Annotated in this window: 22 protein-coding genes and 1 tRNA gene; 13 read left to right on the top strand and 10 right to left on the bottom strand. The window is 66.7% G+C overall.

Translation table 11 applies throughout. The annotated features are described in order from the left end of the window. Positions 1–155: 155 nt before the first annotated feature. Positions 156–659, top strand: a complete 504-nt coding sequence (locus GV792_RS16315) for a hypothetical protein (RefSeq protein WP_163824967.1) — start codon at positions 156–158, stop codon at positions 657–659. 53 nt (positions 660–712) lie between these two features. Here GV792_RS16315 and pabB read toward each other — a convergent pair whose 3' ends face one another. Continuing rightward, positions 713–3,040, bottom strand: coding sequence for an aminodeoxychorismate synthase component I (gene pabB / locus GV792_RS16310; protein ID WP_163824966.1), 2,328 nt, complete (start codon positions 3,038–3,040; stop codon positions 713–715). A gap of 89 nt (positions 3,041–3,129) precedes the next feature. On the opposite strand from pabB, the gene GV792_RS16305 reads away from it, so the two are divergent. Continuing rightward, the gene (locus GV792_RS16305) at positions 3,130–4,185 is read left to right on the top strand and encodes a phosphotransferase family protein (protein WP_256673828.1); all 1,056 of its coding nucleotides are present in this window, start codon (positions 3,130–3,132) and stop codon (positions 4,183–4,185) included. A gap of 193 nt (positions 4,186–4,378) precedes the next feature. Then, a complete protein-coding gene (locus GV792_RS16300) occupies positions 4,379–5,509 on the top strand; it encodes an NDMA-dependent alcohol dehydrogenase (RefSeq protein WP_163824964.1) in 1,131 nt (376 codons plus the stop codon). Between the two features lie 4 nt (positions 5,510–5,513). Here GV792_RS16300 and GV792_RS16295 read toward each other — a convergent pair whose 3' ends face one another. Both GV792_RS16295 and GV792_RS16290 read right to left on the bottom strand, forming a co-directional pair. Beyond that, a complete protein-coding gene (locus GV792_RS16295; protein ID WP_163824963.1) occupies positions 5,514–5,858 on the bottom strand; it encodes an iron chaperone in 345 nt (114 codons plus the stop codon). Positions 5,859–5,960: 102 nt separating this feature from the next. After that, the gene (locus tag GV792_RS16290; RefSeq protein ID WP_163824962.1) at positions 5,961–7,151 is read right to left on the bottom strand and encodes a serine hydrolase domain-containing protein; all 1,191 of its coding nucleotides are present in this window, start codon (positions 7,149–7,151) and stop codon (positions 5,961–5,963) included. Positions 7,152–7,194: 43 nt separating this feature from the next. Here GV792_RS16290 and GV792_RS16285 point away from each other — a divergent pair, with 43 nt between their 5' ends. From GV792_RS16285 to GV792_RS16250, 8 genes are all read left to right on the top strand, one after another. Then, positions 7,195–8,028 (top strand): serine hydrolase domain-containing protein, encoded by an 834-nt coding sequence (locus tag GV792_RS16285; protein WP_163824961.1) that lies wholly within the window; start codon positions 7,195–7,197, stop codon positions 8,026–8,028. A gap of 95 nt (positions 8,029–8,123) precedes the next feature. Next, positions 8,124–8,657, top strand: a complete 534-nt coding sequence (locus GV792_RS16280) for a DUF3145 domain-containing protein (protein WP_163824960.1) — start codon at positions 8,124–8,126, stop codon at positions 8,655–8,657. 248 nt (positions 8,658–8,905) lie between these two features. Next, positions 8,906–10,015 (top strand): flavin-containing monooxygenase, encoded by a 1,110-nt coding sequence (locus GV792_RS16275; protein ID WP_163824959.1) that lies wholly within the window; start codon positions 8,906–8,908, stop codon positions 10,013–10,015. Between the two features lie 71 nt (positions 10,016–10,086). Next, positions 10,087–11,712 carry a helix-turn-helix transcriptional regulator gene (locus GV792_RS16270; RefSeq protein ID WP_163824958.1) on the top strand — a complete coding sequence of 542 codons (1,626 nt, stop codon included), beginning with the start codon at positions 10,087–10,089 and terminating at the stop codon, positions 11,710–11,712. A gap of 349 nt (positions 11,713–12,061) precedes the next feature. Beyond that, positions 12,062–13,255: a glycosyltransferase family 87 protein gene (locus tag GV792_RS16265; RefSeq protein ID WP_309138623.1), complete on the top strand. Its 1,194-nt coding sequence runs from the start codon at positions 12,062–12,064 to the stop codon at positions 13,253–13,255. A gap of 99 nt (positions 13,256–13,354) precedes the next feature. After that, a complete protein-coding gene (locus GV792_RS16260; RefSeq protein ID WP_163824957.1) occupies positions 13,355–14,653 on the top strand; it encodes a thioester reductase domain-containing protein in 1,299 nt (432 codons plus the stop codon). 142 nt (positions 14,654–14,795) lie between these two features. Further along, complete coding sequence (locus GV792_RS16255; RefSeq protein ID WP_163824956.1) at positions 14,796–15,755, top strand: alpha/beta hydrolase family protein; 960 nt, start codon at positions 14,796–14,798, stop codon at positions 15,753–15,755. 212 nt (positions 15,756–15,967) lie between these two features. Then, the gene (locus GV792_RS16250) at positions 15,968–17,401 is read left to right on the top strand and encodes an ATP-binding protein (RefSeq protein ID WP_163824955.1); all 1,434 of its coding nucleotides are present in this window, start codon (positions 15,968–15,970) and stop codon (positions 17,399–17,401) included. Positions 17,402–17,543: 142 nt separating this feature from the next. Here GV792_RS16250 and GV792_RS16245 read toward each other — a convergent pair whose 3' ends face one another. Beyond that, positions 17,544–17,984 carry a hypothetical protein gene (locus tag GV792_RS16245; RefSeq protein WP_163824954.1) on the bottom strand — a complete coding sequence of 147 codons (441 nt, stop codon included), beginning with the start codon at positions 17,982–17,984 and terminating at the stop codon, positions 17,544–17,546. Positions 17,985–18,081: 97 nt separating this feature from the next. After that, entirely contained in the window at positions 18,082–19,302 is a 1,221-nt protein-coding gene (locus GV792_RS16240) for a helix-turn-helix domain-containing protein (protein ID WP_163824953.1), read from the bottom strand. Positions 19,303–19,509: 207 nt separating this feature from the next. On the opposite strand from GV792_RS16240, the gene GV792_RS16235 reads away from it, so the two are divergent. Then, positions 19,510–19,773, top strand: coding sequence for a hypothetical protein (locus GV792_RS16235; RefSeq protein ID WP_309138572.1), 264 nt, complete (start codon positions 19,510–19,512; stop codon positions 19,771–19,773). A 246-nt stretch (positions 19,774–20,019) separates the two neighbouring features. On the opposite strand, the gene GV792_RS29080 is transcribed toward GV792_RS16235, so the two are convergent. From GV792_RS29080 to GV792_RS16215, 5 genes are all read right to left on the bottom strand, one after another. Next, a complete protein-coding gene (locus tag GV792_RS29080) occupies positions 20,020–20,187 on the bottom strand; it encodes a hypothetical protein (RefSeq protein ID WP_175583070.1) in 168 nt (55 codons plus the stop codon). A gap of 128 nt (positions 20,188–20,315) precedes the next feature. Continuing rightward, positions 20,316–20,390 (bottom strand) — tRNA-Val (locus GV792_RS16230). Positions 20,391–20,425: 35 nt separating this feature from the next. Then, the gene (locus tag GV792_RS16225) at positions 20,426–20,890 is read right to left on the bottom strand and encodes a peroxiredoxin (RefSeq protein WP_163824952.1); all 465 of its coding nucleotides are present in this window, start codon (positions 20,888–20,890) and stop codon (positions 20,426–20,428) included. 77 nt (positions 20,891–20,967) lie between these two features. After that, the gene (locus GV792_RS16220) at positions 20,968–21,390 is read right to left on the bottom strand and encodes a DUF3052 domain-containing protein (protein ID WP_163824951.1); all 423 of its coding nucleotides are present in this window, start codon (positions 21,388–21,390) and stop codon (positions 20,968–20,970) included. Positions 21,391–21,528: 138 nt separating this feature from the next. Next, positions 21,529–22,086, bottom strand: a complete 558-nt coding sequence (locus tag GV792_RS16215; protein ID WP_163824950.1) for a hypothetical protein — start codon at positions 22,084–22,086, stop codon at positions 21,529–21,531. Positions 22,087–22,466: 380 nt separating this feature from the next. Here GV792_RS16215 and aceE point away from each other — a divergent pair, with 380 nt between their 5' ends. Next, a complete protein-coding gene (gene aceE, locus GV792_RS16210) occupies positions 22,467–25,262 on the top strand; it encodes a pyruvate dehydrogenase (acetyl-transferring), homodimeric type (RefSeq protein ID WP_163825013.1) in 2,796 nt (931 codons plus the stop codon). Positions 25,263–25,298: the final 36 nt, after the last annotated feature.

The following is a 25,298-nucleotide window of genomic DNA, read 5'->3' as shown; positions in this document are numbered from 1 at the left end:
TATGCCACGAGGCTCCGACACCCTCGCCACGGCTGTCCGTCGGCAGCGGGAGGCCGGTCGGTGCCGGGAATGCCTACTCCGCGGCGGTGGCGACACCGTCTGATCCGGTGCTCGCAATCCTGTCGCATCGGCCCAGGTTGCGGCACAGTGGTGCTATGACGAATCCGAAGGATGCGGGCAAGCAGCCGCCGGGGCGAGCGCCCGGATCGCGGAAGGTGCCCAACCCGGGTGACGTCCTGGCCGCCGCCCAGTCCGCAGTGGAAGCGGCGCAGACCGCCGCGGGTCAGGCGCTGGATGCCGCGCGGCTGACCGCGGGCTACTCCTTCGACGCGGCGGTACGTCTGCCGCCGGCCTCGGCCCAGCTGGCCTCTCAATTGCCCGATCTGCTCGACAACCTGTCCACTGCCATCGACCGCCTCAACTCCACGATCGACCGCCTCGACCGCACTCTCGCTTTGGCCGATCCGGCCTTCGCCGCCTACGACCGGCTGCTGCCTCGGTTGGAAGCGATGATCTCCCTCGGTGAGGACCTGTTCGGCGCGCTGTCGAAACTGCCCGGGGTGAGCATGCTCGGGCGCCTCGCAGGTCGCGGTGAGGAATCCGCTGAACCCGACCAGCCGGACCGCGGCTCGCGCTCGCGCGACTCCAAACGCCGGTAAGCGGTGTCCGAGCGGTCCGCGTGCGATCACTCGGAGATCGAGATCTGAGTAGCTCAGGCCATTGCGGCTGAGGCGCGTGGCGCGGGCGCCGAAGCGGTGATGGCGCGATGGGTGGCGGCGGCCTTGAGAACCATCTCCTCGTACTCGTCCTCCGGCACCGAGTCCAGTACGATCGCCCCGCCCGCGCCGATCTGCCAGCGGCCGTTGTGGCGGACCGCGGTGCGGATGACGATATTGAGGTCGGCGGTGCCACCGAGGCCGAGGAAACCGATGGTGCCCGAATAGACGCCGCGGGCTGTCGTTTCCAGCTCATCGATGATCTCCATGGTGCGCAGCTTCGGTGCGCCGGTCATCGAACCGCCGGGGAAACACGCACGTACACAGTCGATCACGCCCGCTTCGGAACGAAGGGTGCCGCGCACGGTCGACACCAGTTGGTGCAGAGTCGAATACGTTTCGGTCGCCATCAGCCTCGGCACGTGCACGCTGCCGATCTCGCAGACCCGGCCGAGGTCGTTGCGCAGCAGATCGACGATCATCAGGTTCTCGGCCCTGGTCTTGGGGCTGGCGGCGAGTTCACGGCACAGCCGTTCGTCCTCGGCTGGGGTGGCTCCGCGCGGCGCCGTGCCCTTGATCGGTTTGCTCTCCACGGTGCGGTGGCGGTCGATCTTCAGGAAGCGTTCTGGTGAGGAGCAGGCGATCTCGAGGTCGCCGAACCGCAGATACGCGGCGTACGGGGCCGGATTGCAGCGGCGCAGCGTCCGGTAGACGTCGAGTCCGTCGGCGATGGCGGGCACGGTGGCGGTATCGGTCAGGCAGATCTCATAGGACTCGCCCGCCCGCAGCGCGTCCTGGCAGATGGCGATGTCGATCAGATAGCGCTCACGGCCTCGCCCGAGTGTCGCCGCGACTGCATCGGTTTCGGCCTCGATCCTGAGTTCGGGCGGATTGGCCCAGGTGGGTAGCGATTCCAGCAGTTCGGAGGTCATGCGTAACCACTCCGCGGCGGAGTCGGTGGCCGCCGAATCCGAGAGCGCGAGCAGGTGGGTGCGTCCGGCCTCGTGATCAACCACCACTATCCGGTCCGCGAAAATCCATTGCGCGTCCGGCGCCTCGGCGCGATGGGCGGCCACGGCGCCGCACTCGGCCTTCACCTCGTAGCCGAGGTAGCCAACGTATCCGCCGGTGAAATCGAAAGGCAGCTCAGGTAATTCGATCCGCCGGGAGCGCAGCTGCGTATCGAGGTAGTCCAGGATCCGGCCCGGCACCGTGCGTTCACCCGCGGCGCCGGTCACCGTGACGACGCCGGCCCCCACCCGATACCGCACCACCTCCGCCAGCGGCCCGCTCGCATCGCCGAGGAACGAGAACCGATCCAGTCCCGGCTCGACATGCTCACTGTCGAGCCAGAACGCGGTCTGCGAATCCCCGTACAACCGTAGGAACACCGACTCGGTATCCACCGCCCGCTCGATCACCAGATGCTCGAGTCGTAACGCGCCGGCCGGGCCCGTCGACCCCCTCGATGCGGTGCGGGCGTGCTCGCTCGAGCCCACCGCCGACACTGCTGGATCGCTGATCGTCGGCCGGTCTGTATCCGCACCCGGGGTGCCGCTGGTCTGCGCGTCGGTACCCACAGACGCGGTGTCGCCGTTCCATGGCGGGGACGCAGTCGGCGCGCCGGCCGAGCCGGCGTCGGACGAGGTGATGGCCCTGCCCGTGGAGAGGTCGATCGCCGGGCGGCCGGCAGCTGATCGCACCCCCGTTGAAGCGAAGGCGCGTCGCGCCCCCCGATCTCGTTGCGCCGCCGTCAACTCCGCGAAGTTGGTGAGGATCGCGGCACCGTACTCGCTGGCTATCGACTCCGGGTGGAACTGCACGCCCCACTGAGGTCGGCTGCGATGGCGGATCCCCATGACGACGCCGTCGGAGGCTCGCGCGGTCACCTCGAGCGCATCCGGCAGTGGTCGTGGCGCACACAGCGAGTGGTAGCGCACGGCGGTGAACTGCTGCGGCAGCCCCGTGAACAAGCCGATGCCGTCGTGTTCGATCCGGTCCAGGTAGCCGTGCCGCGCGACCGGCGCCGTATCCACCACGCCACCCGCGTCCACCACGATCGCCTGATGGCCGAGGCAGACGCCGAGCAGCGGCAAGTCGGTTTCCCGGATGATCGCGGCAGAGATTCCGACGTCGCGCGCCACGTCGGGCCGGCCAGGCCCTGGCGAGATGACGATGTTGTCGAATCGGTCGAGGCGCAACTGCCGCACCGCACGCGCCTCGTCGTTGCGCACGACGGTCGGCTCGGTCCCATATACCTCGCTGATCAGCTGATACAGGTTGTAGGTGAACGAGTCGTAATTGTCGATCAACAGCGTGCGCATGGTGCTGCGAACCCTACGCTGCGACCCGGTCCGTCAACTGTGGTCGGGTGCCTTCAGATTTGGTCCCGCGGTGGTGCAGAATGTGGGTCATGTCTGTAGCGCAACCGGTCGGTGTGGACCGCGAGGTCGTCGATTTCGCCGTGGTCGGAAACTGGATGACCGAACAGGGCCTGCCAGAGGGGGAGTTCGAAGACGTCACCGAGCTCGGTGGTGGCACCCAGAACATCATGCTGCGTTTCACCCGCGGCGGCCGCGACTACGTCCTGCGCCGCGGGCCGAAGCATCTGCGCGCCAAGAGCAACGACGTCATCCGGCGTGAGGCCAGGCTCCTCGCCGCCCTTGGTGACACCGAAGTCAAGGCGCCGCGCGTGATCGCCGCATGCACCGACGAATCGGTGCTCGGCGCCGTCTTCTACCTGATGGAGCCCATCACCGGATTCAACCCTCAGAACGAGCTGCCCGAACTGCACGCGAGCGATCCCGAGGTCCGGCGGCAGATGGGGTTGTCGGCCGTCGAGGCGATCGCTCGGCTCGGATCGCTGGACTATCAGGCGCTCGGACTCACCGATTACGGAAAGCCGGACGGCTTCCTGGAGCGTCAGGTTCCACGTTGGATGGGCGAGCTCGAGTCGTATTCCACGAACGAGGGGTACCCGGGGCCGGAGATTCCCGGCGTCGAGCGGGTCGGGGAGTGGTTGGACCGCAATCGTCCGGCGCAGTGGACGCCCGGCATCCTGCACGGCGACTGTCACCTGGCGAACATGATGTTCTCCTACGACGGTCCCGAGGTCGCTGCCATGGTCGACTGGGAGATGTCGACCATCGGCGATCCGCTGCTCGATCTGGGCTGGCAGATCGCCACCAGGCCGGTGCCGGGCACCACCGGTGCGGCCCTGGTCGGCAAGCTCGGTGCGGTCGGTGGCCTGCCGACTCCTGAGGAGATGATCGCCCATTATGCGAAGTTCTCCGAACGCGATCTGAGCGCGGTCACCTGGTACACCGTGCTGGCCTGCTTCAAGCTCGGCATCGTGCTCGAGGGCACGCATGCTCGGGCATTCGCGGGTAAGGCGCCCAAGCAGGTCGGCGACTTCCTGCACGCCATCACCCTCGAACTGTTCGAGCGGGCGCAGGGCCTGATGGAGTGATGCCAGTACCTCCTGCGCGACCTCGTGCACCACGTCCATGACGTCCGCTGCTGAAAACGGATTCCAATATTAGAACGTGTTCGCGCTGCTCGCGCGCCTTCATGGATGAATTTTCCACTAGCTACTAGAACGCGTTCCACTTTTCTCGTACTGTGGGTGCAGTCACATTGAAGCACGCGAGAGGTCTACAGGAATGAAGACGAAGGGCGCGATCCTGTGGGGGATCGACGAGCCGTGGTCGGTGGAAGAGATCGAGATCGGCGACCCGGTCGCCGGTGAGGTGCAGATCCGCATGGAGACCGCGGGTATGTGCCATTCGGACCACCACATCGTCACCGGCGCGACGCCGATGCCGAGCTTCCCCGTCATGGGTGGGCACGAAGGCGCGGGCGTGATCACCAAGCTCGGCCCGAACGTGCCGAGCGACCTGCAGGTCGGCGACCACGTCATCCTGTCGTTCATCCCGGCCTGTGGTCGCTGTCCGGCCTGCGTCGCGGGCAATATGGCGCTGTGCGACCTCGGTGCGGGCCTGCTGCTCGGCCAGGCCATCAGCGACGGCACCTACCGCATCCAGGCCAGGGGTGAGAACGTCATCCCGATGTGCCTGCTCGGCACCTTCTCCCCGTACATGACGGTGCACCACACCTCCGTGGTGAAGATCGATCCGTCGATTCCGTTCGAGGTCGCCTGCCTCGTCGGTTGCGGTGTGCCGACCGGTTTCGGTTCCTCCACTCACGTCGCCAACGTGATGCCCGGCGAGACCGTGGTCATCGCGGGCATCGGCGGCGTCGGCATGAGCGCGCTGCAGGGTGCGGTGCTCTCGGGCGCCTCCAAAGTGGTTGCCATCGACCCCAACCCGTGGAAGCGGGAGCAAGCGCAGAAGTTCGGCGCCACCCACACCTACGCCAGCATGGCCGAGGCGATCATGCCGCTGATGGATGCCACCGAAGGCCGGATGGCCGAGAAGGTCATCCTCACCATGGGCGAAATGCACGGCGACTACATCGAAGAGGGCCTGATCCTCACCGGCAAGGCGGGCACCCTGGTCGTCACCTCGATGGGCCGGATGGACGCAGGCGAAGTCAAGATGAACAGCTTCCTGCTGTCCATGCTGCAGAAGACGGTGAAGGGCTGCATCTTCGGTGGCGGCAACGCCCGTCAGGACGCGCCGCGGCTGCTGTCGCTGTACAAGTCCGGACAGCTCAACCTGGACGACATGGTGACCCGCAGCTACTCCCTGGAAGAGATCAACCAGGGCTACCAGGACATGCTCGACGGCAAGAACATCCGCGGCATCATCAAGTACACCGACGCCGACCGCTGACCTGCTACCGCTCGGCGAGCAGCGCGACGATCCGGATGATCAACTCCTCCGGAATCGGCTCGCCGAGCGGGAATTTCAGCGTGCCCTTGCCGGTCTGATACCGCGCGAGGGCACGCGTCAGCTCGGCGTCGCCCTCCGGGACCGGATACAGGCTGATGTGATGCTTCCAACCGGCGAAGTGCACGACATTGTGATCGTGGAGCCGGTACGTCGGAATGTCGTAGCGGATGGTCTCCTCCGCGTCCGGCAGGGTCGCACGGATCGTGGCGCGCAGCCCGTTCAGGACCGGACGGACGTCGTCGGGGAATCCGGCGATATAGGTGTCTACCGTGGTCGGTTTCGCGGTCATGCGATCCCTCGATTCGTGGCCGGTAGCAGCGGATGAATCGTGTGTCCGCCCAGTGTAGGCGTACCTCTGCCGTCGCAGCGGTGATGGTTGTGCGTCGTTCGTTCAGGCGCAGCGCAGCAGGGCTTCGCGCAGATTGCGGCTGCGAACGTCGTCGAGGACGGCCATCCCGAGGCGGTTCATAACGTAGCCGAAGCCGAATCCCGTGCTGGGGTCGGCGAATCCGAAGGAGCCACCGAGTCCGGTGGTGCCGTAGGCGCGTTTATCGGATCCGAAGCGGAACGCGCCGCGCGACTTGCGGAAACCCATGTGGTAGCGGCTTTTGGTGTGCAGCACGAGATCATCGGCTGGCACATCGTCTGCGGTGTCGGCGGCGGCAAGTCGCTCCAGTACTGCGTTGTCGATGGGCAGTGTGCCGGTGCGGCCCGCGGCAGCGCCGTAGATCGAGGCGAGCGCGCGGGCGGAGCCGACGCCTCCGTGGCTGGCCACTCCGAGGTCGAGGAACTCCCGGCGCGTGGCGCGCGCGGGGGCGCCGAAGCGCGGATTGGTCAGGGCCGCATAGGACAGGCCGCGTTTGGTGTAGACCTCCGCGCCGATACGCAGCGGGATATCGCGTTCGTAGCGCAAGATGTCCAGGCCCTTGGTCGCGGAAAGGATGGCGACCCGGTCAAGGCTCTGTTCGGCGGGCAGGCCGATGAAGAAGTCCAGCCCGAGCGGCGCCGCGAGTTCATCGGCGAAGAACTGTCCGATGGTGCGGGCCTGTGGATCGACGCGGCGCAACAGCTCGCCCTGGTAGAGGCCGAGGGTCAGTGCGTGATAGCCGTGGCGGGTGCCAGAGCGCCATGCGGGTTTCTGTGCGGCCAGGATCTCGGCCAGCCCGTCGAGATCGGCCATCTGGGCGGCCTTCACCGGGCGATCGAGCCCGGACAAACCCGCCTGATGGTCGATCAACTGACGGACCGTGATCTCGTCCTTGTCGTTAGCGGCGAATTCGGGCCAGTACTTCGCCACCGGCTGCTCGTAGTCGAGCAGTCCGCGCGACACCGCGGTCGCCAGCGCGAACGCCGCCATGCCCTTGGTCGAGGAGAACACCGGCACGATGGTGTCGCGCTCCCAGGGCGTCACGCGTTCACGGTCGCGATACCCGGCCCACAGGTCAACCACCGGGCGCTCACCCGCGTAGATCGCGACGGCGGCGCCGATCTCGCCGTGCTGGGAGAAGTTGCGGCGGAACGCGTCGGCGACGGGGCCGAAACCGGCCTCCACCTCGCCGTGGATCGTGGGGTGCTCACTCATGGTTACTCGATCGTATCGGCGATGTTCTCGTAGGCTCTGCTGCGTGCGTTCACTCGAGCAGATCAGGGACTGGCCGGTACGCCACGCGGCGGCGGGCGTGGTGTTCGGCGGCGGTGACACCGCCGTCGCGGGGGATACCGACCGAGTCTTCCGATTGGCCTCGGTTACCAAGCCCCTGGCCGCGTATGCGGTGCTGGTCGCGGTCGAAGAGGGTGCGATCGAACTCGATCAGCCTGCGGGCCCGCCGGGCTCGACAGTGCGACATCTGCTGGCCCACACCTCCGGGCTCGCCTTCGACACCACCGACGTGATGGCCGAGCCCGGCACCCGGCGCATCTACTCCAGCTCCGGATTCGAGGTGCTCGCCGAGTTCGTCGCCGGACAGACCGGCATAGCCTTCGACGACTACCTGCGCGATGCCGTCTTCGTGCCGCTCGGCATGACGTCGTCGGTGCTGGACGGATCCGCCGGTCACGCCTGCCGTTCCAGCGCGGCTGACCTGCTCCGCTTCGCCGCGGAACTATTGAATCCGCAGCTGATCTCGGCCGAGACCCATACCGAGGCCACCACCGTCCAGTTCCCCGGCCGCAACGGTGTGCTGCCCGGCTTCGGATCGCAACGGCCCAACGACTGGGGACTCGGATTCGAAATCCGCGACGGGAAATCCCCGCATTGGACCGGCTCGGCGAACTCGCCGCGAACCTACGGTCATTTCGGGCAATCCGGCACATTTCTGTGGGTCGACCCGGAAGTCGGCTTGGCGTGTCTCGCCTTGAGCGACGAGAATTTCGGCGACTGGGCACGAGGGGTATGGCCGCCGTTCAGCGATGCGGTGATCGCGGAGGCGACACGCCGAAGCAACTCGTCCGCTAAGTAACAGGTGTAACACCGGACACTCGAGTACACTCGGGCAACGCCAGTTCGACGGGCCGTTGGGGAAGACGTTCCTCGTCGAAGCTGGAGGTGTCAGTGGTGCGCGCATCGAGTCAGTTCGCGGATGCGACGGCGGGTGTGGTCTACATCCACTCGTCGCCTGCCGCGCTGTGCCCGCACATCGAATGGGCACTCGCCTCTGCTCTCGGGGCCCCCGCCAAGCTTCGCTGGACCGCGCAGCCGGCCGCCTCCGGCCAACTGCGGGCAACCAGCGACTGGGTCGGCCCCGTCGGCACCGCCGCGCGCATCGCCCAATCCCTGCGGTCCTGGCCCGTGCTGAGATTCGAAGTCACCGAGGACCCAAGCGAGGGCGTGGACGGCGAGCGCTACAGCTTCGTGCCCACCCTCGGCCTCTGGCACGGATCCACCAGTGCCAACGGCGATGTCACCCTCGGTGAGATGCGGCTACGGGTAATGCTGCAAACCGCACGCGAACTCGACAAGTACTCCGGCTACGACCTCGCCGCTGAACTCGACCGCGCCCTCGGTACCGCATGGGACACCGACCTCGAGGTCTACCGTGGCGGTAGTGAAGGCGCCGAGGTCACCTGGCTGCGCCGCGACGTGGGGTAGCAGCGCCGGAAGCCACCGCCCGACACGGTCGGAGAGCCGGCTGGACCAGACCCGCATCTACTCGGTGCCCTCGATCCCCGTCGTGCCCCTCGTGCTGCGGCGCGGGAAATCGGTGCGCGGGAGCGCCCGGAAGTGGGTGATTACGTGCATAGATCCCGCCCAGCCGAATGGGCAATTCGCCCGAAGCGTGAGCCAGTGTCTGAACCATAGCGTCGGAAGCCTCGTAACCATCGGTTCAGGAGGCGACCATGACCACTCAACACATCGAGACACTCATCATCGGGGCCGGACAGGCCGGGCTGTCGACCGGGAGCGCGCTGCGACGGCGACAGCGGCCATTTCTGATCGTCGACCGCAACGAACGCATCGGCGACAACTGGCGGCGTCATTACGACTCGCTGCGCCTGTATTCGCCCGCGAAATACGACGGGCTGCCCGGCCTGCCGTTCCCGTCCGCTGATCCGTGGAGCTACCCGGGTAAGGACGAAGTGGCCGACTACCTGGAGCGGTACGCTCTGCACTGGGATCTGCCGGTGCGCATGCGAACCGGTGTCGATCAGTTGACCGCCCGCCCCGGCGGAGGGTTCGTGGCGCGGCTCGGTGCCGACACCATCACCTGCGATAACGTCGTCGTCGCGACCGGCACCTTCGGCCGCTCGCCCTACGTCCCGGATTTCGCCGCCGACCTGGATCCTGCCATCACCCAACTGCATTCGAGCCAGTACCGCAGGCCGGATCAGCTGGCGCCCGGACCGGTATTGGTGGTGGGCGCCTCCCATTCCGGCACCGACATCGCTTACGAAGTGGCCCGCACCCACCGAACCATCCTCTGCGGCCGCGATTGCGGACAGATTCCGGTGCGCTGGGACCGTAGCTCGATCAGGCTCGCGCTACCGGTGCTGGTGTTCATGTGGCGGCACGTACTCACTCGCCGCACTCCGATCGGCCGGAAGGTGATGCGGGAGGTTCGCTTCCACGGTGGACCCATGTTGCGGGTGAAGCGGGCCGATCTGGCCGAGCGTGGCGTGCGGCGAAATACCGCCCGGATGCGCGGTGTTCGCGACGGACTCCCGGAACTGGACGACGGCACGGTTGTGGATGTGCGCAACGTCGTGTGGGCGACCGGGTTCCGTCAGGTGTTCGATTGGATCGACTTGCCCGTCATCGGCGACGACGGCTGGCCGAAGGAGTATCGCGGTGTGGTCGACGACATGCCGGGCTTGTTCTTCTGTGGGCTCAGTTTCCAGTACGCGTTCTCGTCCATGGTGTTCCCCGGCGTCGGGCGGGACGCCGAATATGTCGCGCGGAAGATCGCGGCGCGGGCGCAGGCGCCGGCCACCGTACGGGCAGCGGCCTGAGATCACCCGGATGGGGACGGGATGTGTTCAGCTCCGAACTGCGCGTATTGTCCCGTAACAGGTGATGCGCGATGAGCGTTGTCGACAGCTTGCGACAGGCTCGTGAGGCCTACGAGCGCCGGGAATGGGTGGCGGCGTTCGAGGCGCTGTCGGAGTCGGACGCCGACGCCTTACGCGGCGATGATTTCGCCAGGCTCGCTACTGCGGCCTATCTGACCGGCCACACCAACGACAGCATCCAAGCCATGCAGCGCGCGTACCAGCTGCAATTGGACGACGGGAATCGGCTCGCCGCCGTGCGATGCGCGTTCTGGTTGGCACAGACCCTGCTGATGGCCGGTGAATCGGCGGTCTCCGGCGGCTGGGTGGGGCGGGCGCGGCGATTGCTCGACCAGGTGCCGGGGGATGTGGTCGAACGCGGCTACATCCTGGTGGCCGTGATGTTGAGGCATGTCTTCGCCGGGGAATTCCCGGCCGCGGCCGAATGCGCCGAGAACGTCACCGACTACGGCCGCCGATTCGACGCCCCCGAGTTGACCGCCATGGGTCTGTCCGCGCACGGCAGGCTGGCGTTGTACACCGGGCGGGTGCGCGAAGGGCTCGCCCTGATGGACGAGGCGATGGCGTGCATCGCCGCCGGTGGCGTATCGACGATGTTCGCCGGTCACATCTACTGCACGATGATCGAGGGATGCCAGGAGATCTCGGACCTGGGCCGGGCCGAGCAATGGACGGTGGCGTTGACGAATTGGTGCGCCGACCAGCCCGGCCTGGTGTTGTTCACCGGCCAATGCGCGGTGCACCGCGGGCAGCTGATGCGGCTGCACGGCGCTTACGACGCCGCCTTGGAGGAGTTCGGGCTGGCAGTCCGCCGCTATCTCGTGGCCCAGTCACCGGCCGCCGCCGGCCTGGCGCTGGCCGAGCGCGGTGACGTACTGCGTATTCGCGGAGCCTTCGATGAGGCCGACGATGCGTACACCGGGGCGACCGATTACGGCCATGAGCCGCAGCCGGGGCTGGCGCTGCTCTGGTCGATTCGTGGCCGTACCAGCGCTGCGTTGGCAGCGGTGCGGCGATTGGTCGCCGAAGCGGCGGACCCGGTGCATCGCTGCCAGCGACTGCCCGCGGCGATCGACATCCTGCTCGCGGCAGGGGAGACAGAGGAGGCCGCGGCGCTGAGCGCCGAGTTGGCGGAGATCGCCGCGAGCTTCGGTTGCGCTCCGCTGCGGGCGATGGCGGCGCGGGCCACCGGGTGTGTCGCGACCGCACGCGCCGACTGCGCTGTGGCCGTGCCGCAGCTACGCCACGCGGTCCGCATCTGGAGTGAGCTCGGCGCTCCCTACGAGACCGCGCGGTGCCGGGTCGATATCGGTCGTGCTTTGCGAGCGCTGGGCGATGAGGATTCGGCCCGATCAGAATTCGCGGCCGCGCGCCGCGTCTTCGCCGAATTGGGGGCCGCGCCGGCCGAACGCGAGGTGTCGGCTCTGCTGACCCCACGTGCGCCGGGTGGCCTGTCGGCCCGTGAGCTCGAGGTGCTGCGTCTGGTGGCGGCCGGACGCAGCAATCCCGAGATCGCGTCCGCGCTCGTGCTCAGTGAGAAGACGGTGGCGCGGCACCTGTCCAATATCTTCACCAAGCTCGATGTCACCTCACGTACCGCGGCGGCCGCGTTCGCCTACGAGCACGGGCTGACCTGATGCGGACGGGCGATGATCGGCCCAGGTCCGAGCGATGTGGTTGCGGGCCGTCGACCCGTTCGCTCCCGCGGCAACCCGGATTCGGCGCCTTCGTCGCCCATGAGCGCGGCCCCGTCGCGCTGTGGCGGGCCGGACACACCTCCTTCCCATCGATCGGCCGCGTTTGTGTAAGGTTGCCGGGGTCGTCGAGCAGTGGGGAGGTGGTCGGAATCCGAGCACACCGTGCCGCCGGATCGACCGGGATCGACGCCCAGCCGAGTCCATGGCGAGACAACACACATCCTTTATGACACGGAGTCTGCTTACGTTGCCCACACGCTGGTCCAGGGTAGTGCCGTGGTGTATTCCGGTGCTGCTCGCGATCGCCGTCGCCTTTTGGCTGTCGGACCACATCTCCCGTGGCTTCATCGACCTCGAGGTCTACCGGATCGGCATCGACACTCTCCGCGACGGCGGTGACATGTACGGCGAGCTGCCCGAGACCTCGTTCGGGATCGGGTTGCCGTTCATCTATCCGCCCTTCGCGGCCCTGGCGCTGTCGCCATTCGCGCTGCTGCCATGGAGTGCGGCGGTGGTCAGCTACTTCACGGTCTCCGTCGCCGCGCTCGCACTCACCCTGTTCCTGGTGGCCAGGAGGATGTGGCCGCAGCACCGTGGTCTCGGCTGGTGGGCGGCGGCGACCGCGCTGCCGCTGACGTTGCTGCTCGAGCCGACGGTCTCGACGCTGGACTTCGGCCAGGTGAACCTGATCCTCATGGGCCTCGTCGCGGCCGACTGCCTCACCGAGAAGACCAAATGGCCGCGCGGCGTGCTGGTCGGCATCGCCGCGGCGATCAAGCTGACGCCTGCCGCGTTCGTGCTGTACTTCCTGGTCCGCAAGGACTACAAGGCCGCCATCACCGCCGCCGCCACCGGCGCCACGGTCACCGCGCTCGCCTTCGCGGTGCTGCCGCGCGAGTCGTTCGACTACTGGTTCGGCGGTGGAAACATGTCCGGGCTGTCCGGTTCGGTCTTCCATACCAACCAGTCGATCCAGGGCGTGCTGGCCCGCTTCGGCATCTCCGGAATCGCGTTCACCGCGCTGTGGCTGGTATTGGCCGCAGCAGCTCTGGTCGTGGTCTACGCGATCATGCGCAAGGTCGCGGACGTGCCGCCGTTGGCGCTGTACGCCAACGCGCTGCTCGCCTTGCTGGTATCGCCGATCTCCTGGTCGCACCACTGGGTGTGGGTGGCGCCCGGTCTGCTGGTCATGGTCGCCTACGCGGGCAGGCTGCCCCGCAACGCCGCGATCGCCTGCTACCTGTCGGTGATCGCCATCGCGTGGGTGTTCTACTACGCACCGCATGAGCAGGTCCCGCAGGGCGAGGACCGCGAACTGAGCTGGTCGATCGGCCAGCACGTCGTCGGTGATGCCTACGTGTGGGTGGCGCTGCTGATGCTGGGCTGGATCGCGTTCGCGCGCCGGGCGGAACAACGCGCGGAACCGGAGTCGGTCACCGGACCCGACGAAGTGGTGGCCGAGCGGAGCCCGACGCTGCGGTAGCGCCGCGCGACGAAACGCCGTCCCGACCGGGGACCCGAAAGATACCGGCCCCATAATTTCGGGCGCGGATACCAGCCCAAATCTGGCTACGCTCATTTCGTGCATCCTCAGCCGGGTCGGCCGATATCGGCGATAACAGGCCGATTCGGCTTCGCAGGACGTCCGCGTTCGATCACCGAGCTGGCGGGGCCGAATAAGATCCCACGCCTGAACGCTCGCGCTCGCCCCGCCGCAGAGATCGGTGCTGATGCCGAACTCGATGCCACGATCGTGCCGGAAGCACAGATTCCGTCCGGCGTTGCCGATCCGCGCGCTGTCTTCGTCACCGGGGCGGCAGGGTTCCTCGGCGCCCATCTGGTGTGGCAATTGGCGCGACATACGGACGCGGAGATCCGCTGTCTGGTCCGGGCCGCCGACTCGACGGCGGCACACCTCAGGATCATGGACGCGCTGCGGAGATACCGGCTCTGGCATCCGGATATCGCGGCGCGGGTGGTGGCAGTGCCGGGCAATCTGACCGAACCGCGATTCGGCCTCGCGGCTGCCGCGTATCGAACGCAGTGCACCGAGGTCGACGTTGTCGTCCACAACGGTGCGCGGGTCAATCACGCCGAGCCATACGCGCGACTCCGCGCAGCCAACGTCACCGGCACCGAATCGATACTGCGCTTCGCCTGCACGGGGCGAAGCAAACCCGTGCATTTCGTCTCCACCACGTCGGTCGGTTCGGCGACGGTCACCAGGCCACGACTCACCGTGCTCGAAGCGTCGCGCCCAGGTCCCGACGTGCTCACCGGTAATGGCTACGTCCTGAGCAAATGGGTGGGTGAGGAGTTGATGGCACGCGCCGCCGAGCGTGGCCTGCCGACCGTCATCTACCGTCCCGACCGGATCTGTGGCAGTTCACGAACGGGCGCCACCAGCCCGGATGACGCTGCCTGGCTGCTGATCCGTGCGGCGGTGCTGCTGGGCGGCGTACCGCCGACCCGCGGTACCGAATTGAGCTTGGTGCCCGCGGATTACGTGGCCGCGGCGATCGTGCGCATCATGAGAACCGGTGCCGACGCCGAGGTTCATCATCTGGTCAATCGCACCTCGCTGCCCCTCGACACCGTCTGGGAGCGGCTGCGCGGCAAGGGCTTCGATATCGACCTCACGCCCGCGACGGAATTGGCCGCCCGGCTCGCGGTGACCGCCGGTACGGACCGCGACCTTGCCAAGGCCCTGATCCTGGGGGAGCGAGCGACATTCGCCCGACACCGTCCGACCTGGGACGAGGCGAATACCAGGCAGGCACTGTCCGGATCCGGAATCGTGTGTCCACCGATGACAGCCGACCTCATCGACCGCCATATCGACTACTTCATCGACACCGGATTCCTGCCGAGGCCGGTGTAGTCGGGATGAATCTTGCGCGAGGCGCCTGGGCAGGAATCAGGGTATCCGCTGGGCGGAGCGCGCCGAGCTCCGAATCTGCACGGGGTCCGGCCTTTCGGCGTGGGACCGAAACTCCTGGGCCTGCCCAACTACGCTCGGGGGCGTGGCGATCGAACTGACGTCGGACGGCGATTCGCGAGATCGAACGCACCGGTGGCCGTGGTGGCGGGTGATCCTCTTGGGTCTGGTTGCGCTGCTTCTGGGCTGCTCCGGTCCAGTGGGGGTGTCCTCGGCGCAGAACCCGGATGCGGTGCGGCAGATCGCGGCTCCGCCCGCCTACGCCGGGACCGTGGACAACAGTGCCGATTGCCGGCGGGAGTATCAGACGCGCGGATTCGAGCCTGCGGATGGCCGGCGTCACCCGTTGTTCCTGTACTTCGTCGGAACCAATTTCGGCAAGGACCCGGAGACCGACCTCCGGGACAACATTCCAGCCGCGAACGCCGTCACCGAGGCGATGGCCCGCCGCGGCTTCGTCGCGCTCATGGTCGATTACGACAACACCGTGCTCGCCCTGGCCAGCGACCACGGAAACCAGACTCGCTGCCTGTTCGCGCCGCACGAACCGCGTAGCCTGCTCCGGACCGCCTGCGCGCTCGACACCGTCGACTGCGATCTCGGTATCGCGACCTGGGGGCACAGCCAAGGCGGGGCAGTCTCCCACTTGGCCCCCAACCACGATCGGCGAGTACGCGCGGTGTGGACCACCGGCTACGGCGGCGATATGCCCTCGGTCCTCCCGGTGAACCGCCTACGAGTGCTGGCCGGTGAGAACGAGAACAACGGCAAGCCCGAGGTCCTGAACAAGGCCGCCGGTTTCACCCCGCAGGAGTGCCCGGACGACGGCCGCAGCCACTGCCTGCGCGCCGACGGCAGCGGCTGGATCATCGTCCGCAAGGCCGATGTGGCGACCACCGCCGACCACTGCTGGTTCTACCGGCACACATGTTGGGCCGCCGAGACCTTCCTCGAACCGAGCTGGACCGACCGTGGATCGACCAAGCCGTATGCGATCGAACCCAATGCCGATTGGGTAGCGGAGGTCGTGCGTTCGCCGCTGTGAACAGGAAGCGGCGTCTAGTTCGGCGCCGGTTCCGGATCGGGCGCCTGGCCGAGGCGTCGCATGGCTTTCGGCCGAGCGTGCCGGACTCGGTCGCAGGAACCGGGCTCATGCCGATTCGCGACACGGTTTGGCCAGCTACTCCGATTTTAGGTAGATTGAATCTACGTAAGAAGCCATCTACGTAAGATCTGCCAGGTCCAGGAGGTCGACCAATGAAATTCGCTGGTAGGAGTGCCGACCTCGACCTGCTGGCGGGGCAGCTGGCTGTGGTGACCGAGGGGGCCGGTGCTACTCGTGGACGAGCGGTGATTGTGACCGGTCGCCGCCGCGTTGGGAAGTCACGTCTGTTGCAGGAGTTCTGTGATCGCGTGGATGTGCCCTACCTCGTTTTTCAAGCCACTCGCGGTCGTAACCCCGTGGCCGAGCGCGAGGATTTCGTCGGCACGATCGCGCATTCGGCCCTCGGTGGCGCGGAGCTCGTCGACGGCCTACGGGCCAACGATTGGAATCAAGCGCTGCGTGCGTTGAGCATTGCTCTCCCTGAAGATGTTCCGAGCATCGCGGTGCTCGATGAGGTGCCCTGGCTGGTCGAGCAGGATGGCGAGTTCGAGGGCGCTCTGCAGGCCGTCTGGGACCGTCAACTGTCGGCCAAGCCGGTTCTGCTGGTGTTGGTTGGTAGTGACATCTCGGTCATGGAGGCGTTGCAGTCCCGCGACCGTCCGTTCTTCGGGCGGGCGACAAAGATGGCGGTCGAACCGCTGAACTTGGCCGACGTTCAAACGATGACCGGTCTCGACGCGGCAGCCGCCATGGACGCGCATCTGATCACCGGCGGGTTCCCTGAGATCGTGCAGTCCTGGCGGCCGGGAATGACGAGGATCGACTTTCTACAGGCAGCAACGTCAAATCCGCTGTCGCCCTTGCTGGTGGCGGGGGAACTATCACTCCTTGGTGAATTCCCTGAATCCACACGATCTCGCGCGGTACTCGAGGCAGTCGGTTCCGGTGAGCGGACGTTCGCTACCATCGCCGCCCAGGCGGGTGGTGATGGCGCCTTGCCTTCGGGTACCCTCACGCCGCTGCTCAGCATGCTCCAAGCCAAGCGAATCGTGGCAGCGGATCTGCCTCTTTCGACGAAATCCGATACCAGGAACAAGCGCTACCGAATTGCCGACCCCTACTTGCGATTCTGGTTGGCCTTCCTGCAGCGAGGCATACCGCTCATCGAGCGTGGCCGTGGCGACCTCGCCCTCAACCGCATCGAACGATCGTGGACCACATGGCGCGGCCGCGCTGTCGAGCCACTGATCCGTGCCTCCCTACTACGTCTGCTACCTGACGACCGGTGGCCGACCACCGAATCCATTGGCGGATGGTGGAATCGCCAGAATAATCCGGAAATCGACCTCATCGGTGCCGACCGGGAGCCAACAGCCCGGGCGGTGCATTTTCTCGGCTCGATCAAGTGGCTCGAGGATCGCCCGTTCGACCGCCACGACTACGACGCCTTGGCGCGGGCGGTGCTGTCCGTCCCGGGAACGGGCACGCGTACCCCGCTGGTCGCGGTTTCTCGATCGGGCGCCGAGGCCGATTTGCCGCTCGCGACCGTATGGGGGCCAGAGGAGTTGGTCGACGCTTGGCGCTGAGCGTCGGAGCATGAAGTAGCGAGCTGCGTTTCACGGCAACCGATCGAGGAACCGGCGGATCTCGGCGGCTTCGCCTCGTCCCCAGGTGAGGGGATACGAGCGGGCTCGTATCCCGCGGTCGATGCGACTGATCTTGTGGCGATCAGTCGGCGATGATGCGGGCGAACTGGCGCCAGCGGCGTTGGCGGTGCCGGAACAGCAAGGCAACAAACTGGCGCAGGCCGAACGCGCGCCAGCCGTCCTCGAGCTCGATCTCATCGGTGTAGCGGCATCGGTTCTCACCCAGCGGGGTGAAGGTGAGGCGATGGTTCCAGACGCGCACCGGGCCGCCGTGCTCGTTGGTGTAGATCTCGGTGGGCTCCAGCCGCACGACGGTCAAGTGGTGGGTCCAGGCGGGGATGATGCCGAGAATCCACATCCGTGCCGAACCCGATGCACCTGCCTCGAGCCGGTTGGGGAGGTTCAGGCCGGTCATCCGAATGATCGGCCGCAGCACAAAGGCGAACATCTCCGGCTTCTGCGCCAGCCGACAGGCATCCTCGGCGGCAATGGGCAGTTCGGTGCTCACCGCAACCTTGCTCATCCCGCCATCCTCACCGCAATTCCCTCCCGGTGCAATGGCTTCCGCGTTCGACCTTCGGGCACGCCGAAACCTCGTCGGCGACCATGCGCGGCAGCGATCAGGTGGGCACGACACCGACCCGCTGCGCGAGCTTGCCGAGGTCGCCGGTTGTCAGGTCACGCCGCGCGGTTCGCATCATGTGGCCGACGAGCTCACGGACGTGGGTCATGTTCCGAACATGCTGGGGCGCGGTGTGCTCGGCCCGCAGCAGGGCGTGCAGAGACTCGCGGTAGTTGCGCTGCATCGCGTGCGCGCGACCGATCTCCACGAAATACTGAGCGCGCCGGCCTTCGGCGGGCAGGTCGTCCGAGCTCAATGTCGGGGCGAGCGCCAGCACCTGGCCGGGCTCCCGCCGCTCCATGGCCGCGCTCATGCGCCATAACGCTACGTTCGCCGGGCCGAAGGTGGGATTGCGCAGGATCGACTTTCCCTGCGGGGCGGTGGCGAGCTTGTCCGCTTGTTCGGCCGCTTCCGCCAGGTGTGGGTCCGGGTCGCCACCCATTGCCGCCATCACCAGCGACGCTTGTAGGTGCAGCATCCCGTACGTCTCGACTTCGCCGACCGTGCGCACATCGGCCGCGATCTGCTCGGCGGTGCCTTCGGCCTGCTCCAGCGCGGCGGGCAGTGAGCCGGGCCGCGACAAGAGCACCTGACTACGAGCGAATGCCGTCGCGGCCAGGGCGGCCGTCCCGCCGATGTTGCGCGCGGCGTTCTCGGCCTCCTGCGCGGCCGTCCAGGACAGTGCGCTGTACCCGCGTGCTTTCAGTGCTGCCGCCGTGGTGTGCGCCGCCATGGACAGGATGTCCCACGCACGTTCACGGTCGATATCAGCACCATCCCGGATATGCCGGTAGCAGTCGGTCAGCATCGGCGCGAGCATCGGCCCCAGCGTGGCGTAATCGCACGCGATGCGCAGCTCTGCTGCCCGCTGCGCGGCGGTCGCCAGTTTGTCCAGGCCGCGGGGTGGCGCGGTGTGGGTGACGTTGCCTGCTGACCACAACGCGATCTCGACTTCTGGCACCGATGTGTGGAATCCGTTTGCGGATGGGTCCATTCGGTCTTGCTCATGTCCGGTCAGGTCGCCGAGTGTGCAGCCGAGTGCGTGAGCAAGAGCCAAGAGGGTGCGGCGCGAATCGACCGGCCGGAGCCCGGCCTCATACTTCGCGATCACGGATCGACTGATCCCCGCCCGATCGGCGAGCACCTGTTGAGTGATGCCTCGCCGGGCGCGTATCTGGCGTACCCGTTGACCGATATAGGTATCCGGCTCGTCGCTCATGCCACGCACCTGCGCTTTTCCTGTCGAGTTCCAACGCCTTACGTGCATTGTTCCCTACAGGAACAACCAGCGCCCGTGTCGGAGGAAGGCTGAGCGCAGCCCCGCCGTCGGGTCGAGCTCGGTTCCCCGGCGGCGGGTGCACACCAGCAGGGGATGACGACAGGGGAAACGATGCGGCCGACCGCGTTCGGATGGATCGACAGTGAAGTGAGCACTGCACCGGAGTGGGACCGTGCGCAGGTGTGCAGGTTCGCGCGCCGTCTCGGCTACCGGATCGTGTGGCCGGATGGACGTTCGGTGTTGCCGGTGGCCGACCAGGCACGCGCCGCCGGGGCAGAGGCGGTGATCCTGCCCGCCCCGGAGCATCTCGGCCCGTTGGAGCTGAACCGAGTCATGCATATTGCCGATGTGGAGGTGATGCACCCTCGGTTGTCCTTCGCGCGGTGGTACGCAGCTGGGTCGCTGCGGTGATCGCCCTCGGCTGGCTGGTCGTGATCGTTCTGCCGCTGGTGGTCATCGTCGGCACGATCTATTGGCCCGAACGCTGAACCGGGCGCGCGGGATACGGCTTCGTCGAAACTGGCCTGGTTGGTCTTCGGTTGACGGCCCACACTGATGGTGCTGCGGGCGGATTCGGCCGCTGCCAGCCACTCGGGGGCTCGAGCATACAGAACATGAGCTTGGACGAGCCTTCACAGTGGAAGACGAGGGCGCCGTTTACACGGCGTCCTCGGAGGCGGCGAATGTGCTGCGCAAGAGTGCGCGTTTGGCCTCGACAACCGCGTCATCGACCGGACCATGCGACGTCTCGGCGTCCTCGATGAGTTCGCGCAACCGATCTTGTTCCAGTTGGCGCTGGATCACAGCGTCGACGTATTCGGACATGCATCATTTGGACGCGCGGGCCTCGAGTGCCGCAAAGGTGTCCTCTGGCGGGGAGGGGCTGAGCCCTCGGGGGGAGTTGGAGTGATCGCGTTCATAGTTCATCAGGAAGTTGCTGAACCAAGCTGTGATGGTGGGCGCAGAGGGGTTCGAACCCCCGACCGCTGGTGTGTAAAACCAGAGCTCTACCGCTGAGCTATACGCCCGGGCGCCACCGGCGGTGAAAACCGGCGGCGACGGGTTATGAATCTAGCGCGGCGAGCGCTTTCTCCCAAGCCGCCTGGTCACGGGGCTCGCCGGGGGCGTTCATTTCGGCGAAACGGATGAATCCGTCCCGGTCGACGACGAAGGTGCCGCGGTTGGGGAAGCCGGATTTGTCGTTGAAGACGCCGTAGGTTTGGGCGACGGCGCCGTGCGGCCAGAAATCCGACAGCAGCGGGAAGGTGTAGCCCTGTTCGGCCGCCCAGATCTTGTGGGTGGGCGGCGGGCCGACCGAGATCGCGACGATCTCCGCGTCGTCGTTCTGGAACTTCGGCAGTTCGTCACGCACCTTGCACAGCTCGCCCTGGCAGATGCCGGTGAACGCCAGCGGGAAGAACACCACGAGCACGTTCTTCTTGCCACGGAAGTCCGACAGGCTGACTTCCTGATTGTTCTGATCCTTCAGCGTGAAGTCCGGCGCGAGGGTGCCTACCTCGAGTGGCATCGCTGATCCTCCATCATGTCGGGCTCGGCCGGGCGGCGCGTCGGCGCGCCCGGCCGCAACCATAGGCGAAACGCCGGTCAGCGCTGTTTGGAGGGTGCCTTCGGCTGGACCAGGCGGCTGCCCGCCCAGTCGCCGAGGCTGATGGCCGAGGTCTGGGTCAGCCCCGCGGTGGGGGCGGCCTCGGCGATCTCGCTGGGGTCGACATGTCCGGGTTGACCGGTCTTGGGGGTGAGTACCCAGATGAAACCGTCGTCGGACAGCGGTCCGATGACCTCCATCAGCTGGTCGGCCAGGTCACCGTCGCTGTCACGCCACCACAGCAAGACGACGTCGATGACTTCATCGGAGTCCTCGTCGAGCAACTCCGAACCGATCGCCTCTTCGACGTCGGCCCGGAGGTCGTCGTTGGTGTCCTCGTCCCAGCCCAGCTCCTGGACGACCAAGCCGTGGATGATGCCAAGCTTCTGAGCGAAATTCTGCGCGTCCGCCGCGGCGACCACGGTGGTGTCCTCCTCAATATGCCGACTACAGGTAGTTGCAAGCGAACATGGTTATCGGCCGCAGCGCAAGCCGATCCGATGAATTGGCCACCGGATGTCGCGTCAATTCGACTCGGTTCTTCGCCACCGGGCAGGCGCTCAGCGCGCCGGGCAGGCGTCGCGTACGGCATTGCGCGCGTCGTTGACCCGGCGGCTGGCGTCGTTGAGCGGACCCACCGGCGCGGTGTATTGCATACCCCTGGTGGCCTGCGCCAACGCGCGCGCGGCGGTGACGTATTCGGTGAGTTTGACCTTCAGGTCTTCGGGCAGATCATCCTTGGCGGCGTTGACTCCCGACTCGACCTGATTCGCCGCGTCCTCGAGCGTGGTCGCCGCGGTATCGCGTTTGGCGTCGTAGTCGGGCGCGTTCGAGTCGTGCGCGTCGACGAAGTCGTTGTATTTGCTGACCCCGACGCCGGTGATGACCGGGAATTGATCGCAGTTGTCCGATATCGCCTTGGCCTGCGCCGCGGCCTTGCGCGACGAGGTCGCCGCCGCCGACGACGACGACGCGAAAGTTTTGTAGGCCGACAGGTCGGAGGCATTGGGCGCGGCCGTGCCGTCCACGCTGTTCGAACAGCCCGCGATGGTCGCTCCCGCGATCAGTGCCGCAGCCGCGCACACCAGCCCGACCCCGCGTGGGTCCAGCAGTTTCATCGTCCTCCCCGCTCTCGTCTCATCTCGTTGGTGGCGGTCATCGGGTAGCCCCCGAACACCGGCCCACACCGGAAACTGCCGAGTAACCCGTCGCAGAGAAACCGTACTGGATTTGTGGCTGACATGATGACCTGGGACGCATCCTCGGCAAGGATGGAGGGTGCGTCCGGACTTTCGTCAACGGGTGGTCCGCCCACCAGAGTGGCCGCCCGGGGAAACAGAAGCCATCAGCTTGTCCGCCCCATGTACGAGGAGCAGATTTGACCGACCTGATCCACTCTTCCGCTCCAGCGCAACCCGCTGTACCCGATTCCACGCCGCCTGCCGCCCGCGACGCGAACGGATCGTCTGCCGGCCGTCAGTCCGGTGAACGGGTCCGGGTGATCCGCGAAGGGGTGGCCTCCTACCTGCCCGATATCGATCCGGAGGAGACCAGCGAATGGCTGGAGTCCTTCGACGACATGCTCGATCGGGAAGGGCCGGGACGTGCGCGGTATCTGATGCTGCGGCTGCTCGAGCGTGCCGGTGAGCGCCGGGTCTCGATCCCGTCGCTGACCTCGACCGACTACGTCAACACCATCCCCACCGAGAATGAGCCGTGGTTCCCCGGCGACGAAGAGGTGGAGCGCCGCTTCCGCGCCTGGATCCGCTGGAACGCGGCCATCATGGTGCATCGCGCACAGCGCCCCGGCATCGGAGTCGGCGGCCATATTTCGACCTACGCGTCCTCGGCGGCGCTGTACGAGGTCGGGTTCAACCACTTCTTCCGCGGTAAGGACCATCCCGGCGGCGGAGATTCGATCTTCATCCAGGGGCACGCCTCGCCAGGCATCTACGCTCGGGCGTTCCTGGAAGGCCGCCTGTCGACCGACCAGATGGACGGATTCCGCCAGGAGTACAGCCACGGCGGCCCGGGCAAGGGCCTGCCGTCGTACCCGCATCCACGCCTGCTCGACAACTTCTGGGAGTTCCCGACGGTGTCGATGGGCCTCGGCCCGATGAACGCCATCTACCAGGCGCGTTTCAACCACTATCTGCACGACCGCGGGATCAAGGACACCTCGGATCAACATGTGTGGGCGTTCCTCGGTGACGGTGAGATGGACGAGCCGGAGTCGCGCGGGCTCATCCAGGTCGCGGCGAACGAGGGCCTGGACAATCTGACCTTCGTCATCAACTGCAACCTGCAGCGCCTGGACGGCCCGGTGCGTGGCAACGGCAAGATCATCCAGGAGCTGGAGTCGTTCTTCCGTGGCGCGGGCTGGAACGTCATCAAGGTGATCTGGGGCCGGGAGTGGGACGCGCTGCTCGGCGCCGACCGCGACGGTGCGCTGGTCAATCTGATGAACAGCACGCCCGACGGCGACTACCAGACCTACAAGGCCAACGACGGCGCCTACGTGCGCGATCACTTCTTCGGTCGCGATCCGCGCACCAAGGCGCTGGTGTCCGACCTGTCGGACCAGGAGATCTGGAACCTCAAGCGCGGTGGCCACGACTACCGCAAGGTCTATGCCGCCTACGCCGCGGCGATGGCACACAAGGGCCAGCCGACGGTGATCCTGGCCAAGACCATCAAGGGCTACACCCTCGGCAAGCACTTCGAGGGCCGCAACGCCACCCATCAGATGAAGAAGCTGACGTTGCAGGATCTCAAGGATTTCCGTGACCTGCAGCGGATCCCGATCAGCGACGCCGAGCTGGAGAAGGATCCATATCTGCCGCCGTACTACCACCCCGGTGCGGAGACCCGCGAAATCCAGTACATGCTGGACCGGCGCAAGGCGCTCGGTGGTTTCCTGCCGGAGCGGCGCACCACGGCCAAGCCGTTGCAGCTGCCAGGCGATGAGGCCTACCGCTCGGTGCGCAAGGGTTCGGGCAAGCAGAACGTCGCCACCACGATGGCGCTGGTGCGGCTGATGAAGGAGCTGCTGCGGGACAAGGAGATCGGCAAGCGGATCGTGCCGATCATTCCCGACGAGGCCCGCACCTTCGGTATGGACTCGTGGTTCCCGTCGCTGAAGATCTACAACCGCAACGGCCAGCTCTACACCTCGGTCGACGCGGAGCTCATGCTCGCCTACAAGGAGAGCACCGTCGGGCAGATCCTGCACGAGGGCATCAACGAGGCGGGCTCCACCGCGTCGTTCACCGCGGCGGGCACCTCCTACGCCACCCATGGCGAGCCGATGATCCCGCTCTACATCTTCTATTCGATGTTCGGGTTCCAGCGCACCGGTGACGGCCTCTGGGCGGCTGCCGATCAGCTGGCACGCGGGTTCGTCCTCGGCGCCACCGCGGGCCGCACCACTCTCACCGGTGAGGGCCTGCAGCACAACGACGGGCATTCGCTGTTGCTGGCCGCGACCAACCCGGCGGTGGTCACCTACGATCCGGCGTTCGCGTTCGAAATCGCCCATATCGTGCGTGACGGCCTGCGCCGGATGTACGGCGGCGGGAAACCGGAAGCCATCCCGTACTCGGTGCCGGGCACCGAGCCGCACACCCGCGGCGACGCCGATGTGTTCGGCGGCGAGAACGTCTTCTACTACATCACCCTGTACAACGAGCCGTACCAGCAGCCGGCCGAGCCGGACAACCTGGACGTCGCGGGTCTGCTGAAGGGCATCTACCTGTACAAGCCGGGCGCTGCCGGCGATGTGCGGGCCCAGATCCTGGTCTCGGGTGTCACCGTGCCCGACGGCGTGCGTGCACAGGAGCTGCTCGCCGAATGGGGTGTGCAGGCCGATGTGTGGTCGGTGACGTCGTGGGGTGAGCTGCGCAAGGAGGCGTTGGCCAAGGAGATCGCGGCGCTGCGTGCACCCGGCACCGAGGAGGCCGTCCCGTACGTCACCGAGGCGCTCTCGCGCGTCGAGGGCCCCTACGTCGCGGCGACCGACTGGATGCGTGCGGTGCCCGATCAGGTCCGCAAGTGGGTGCCGGGCGAGTTCATCACTCTCGGCACCGATGGTTTCGGGTTCTCCGATACGCGTCCGGCTGCTCGCCGGGTGTTCAATGTCGACGCCGAATCCATCGCGGTGGCGGCCCTCGAAGGGCTGGCGCGGGCAGGCAAGATCGACCCGTCCGTGCTCACTCGGGCCGCCCAGAACTACCGCATCGACGACGTTGACGCCGCGCCGAAGCCGGTGGCGGGCGCGGACGGAGAAACCGAATAGCGCACCATTAGAGGGTGGATCGAAAACCGCCGCGGC

Source organism: Nocardia cyriacigeorgica (assembly GCF_010868145.1).
GTDB lineage: Bacteria > Actinomycetota > Actinomycetes > Mycobacteriales > Mycobacteriaceae > Nocardia > Nocardia cyriacigeorgica_D.
This window is presented reverse-complemented; position numbering and strand designations above follow the sequence as displayed.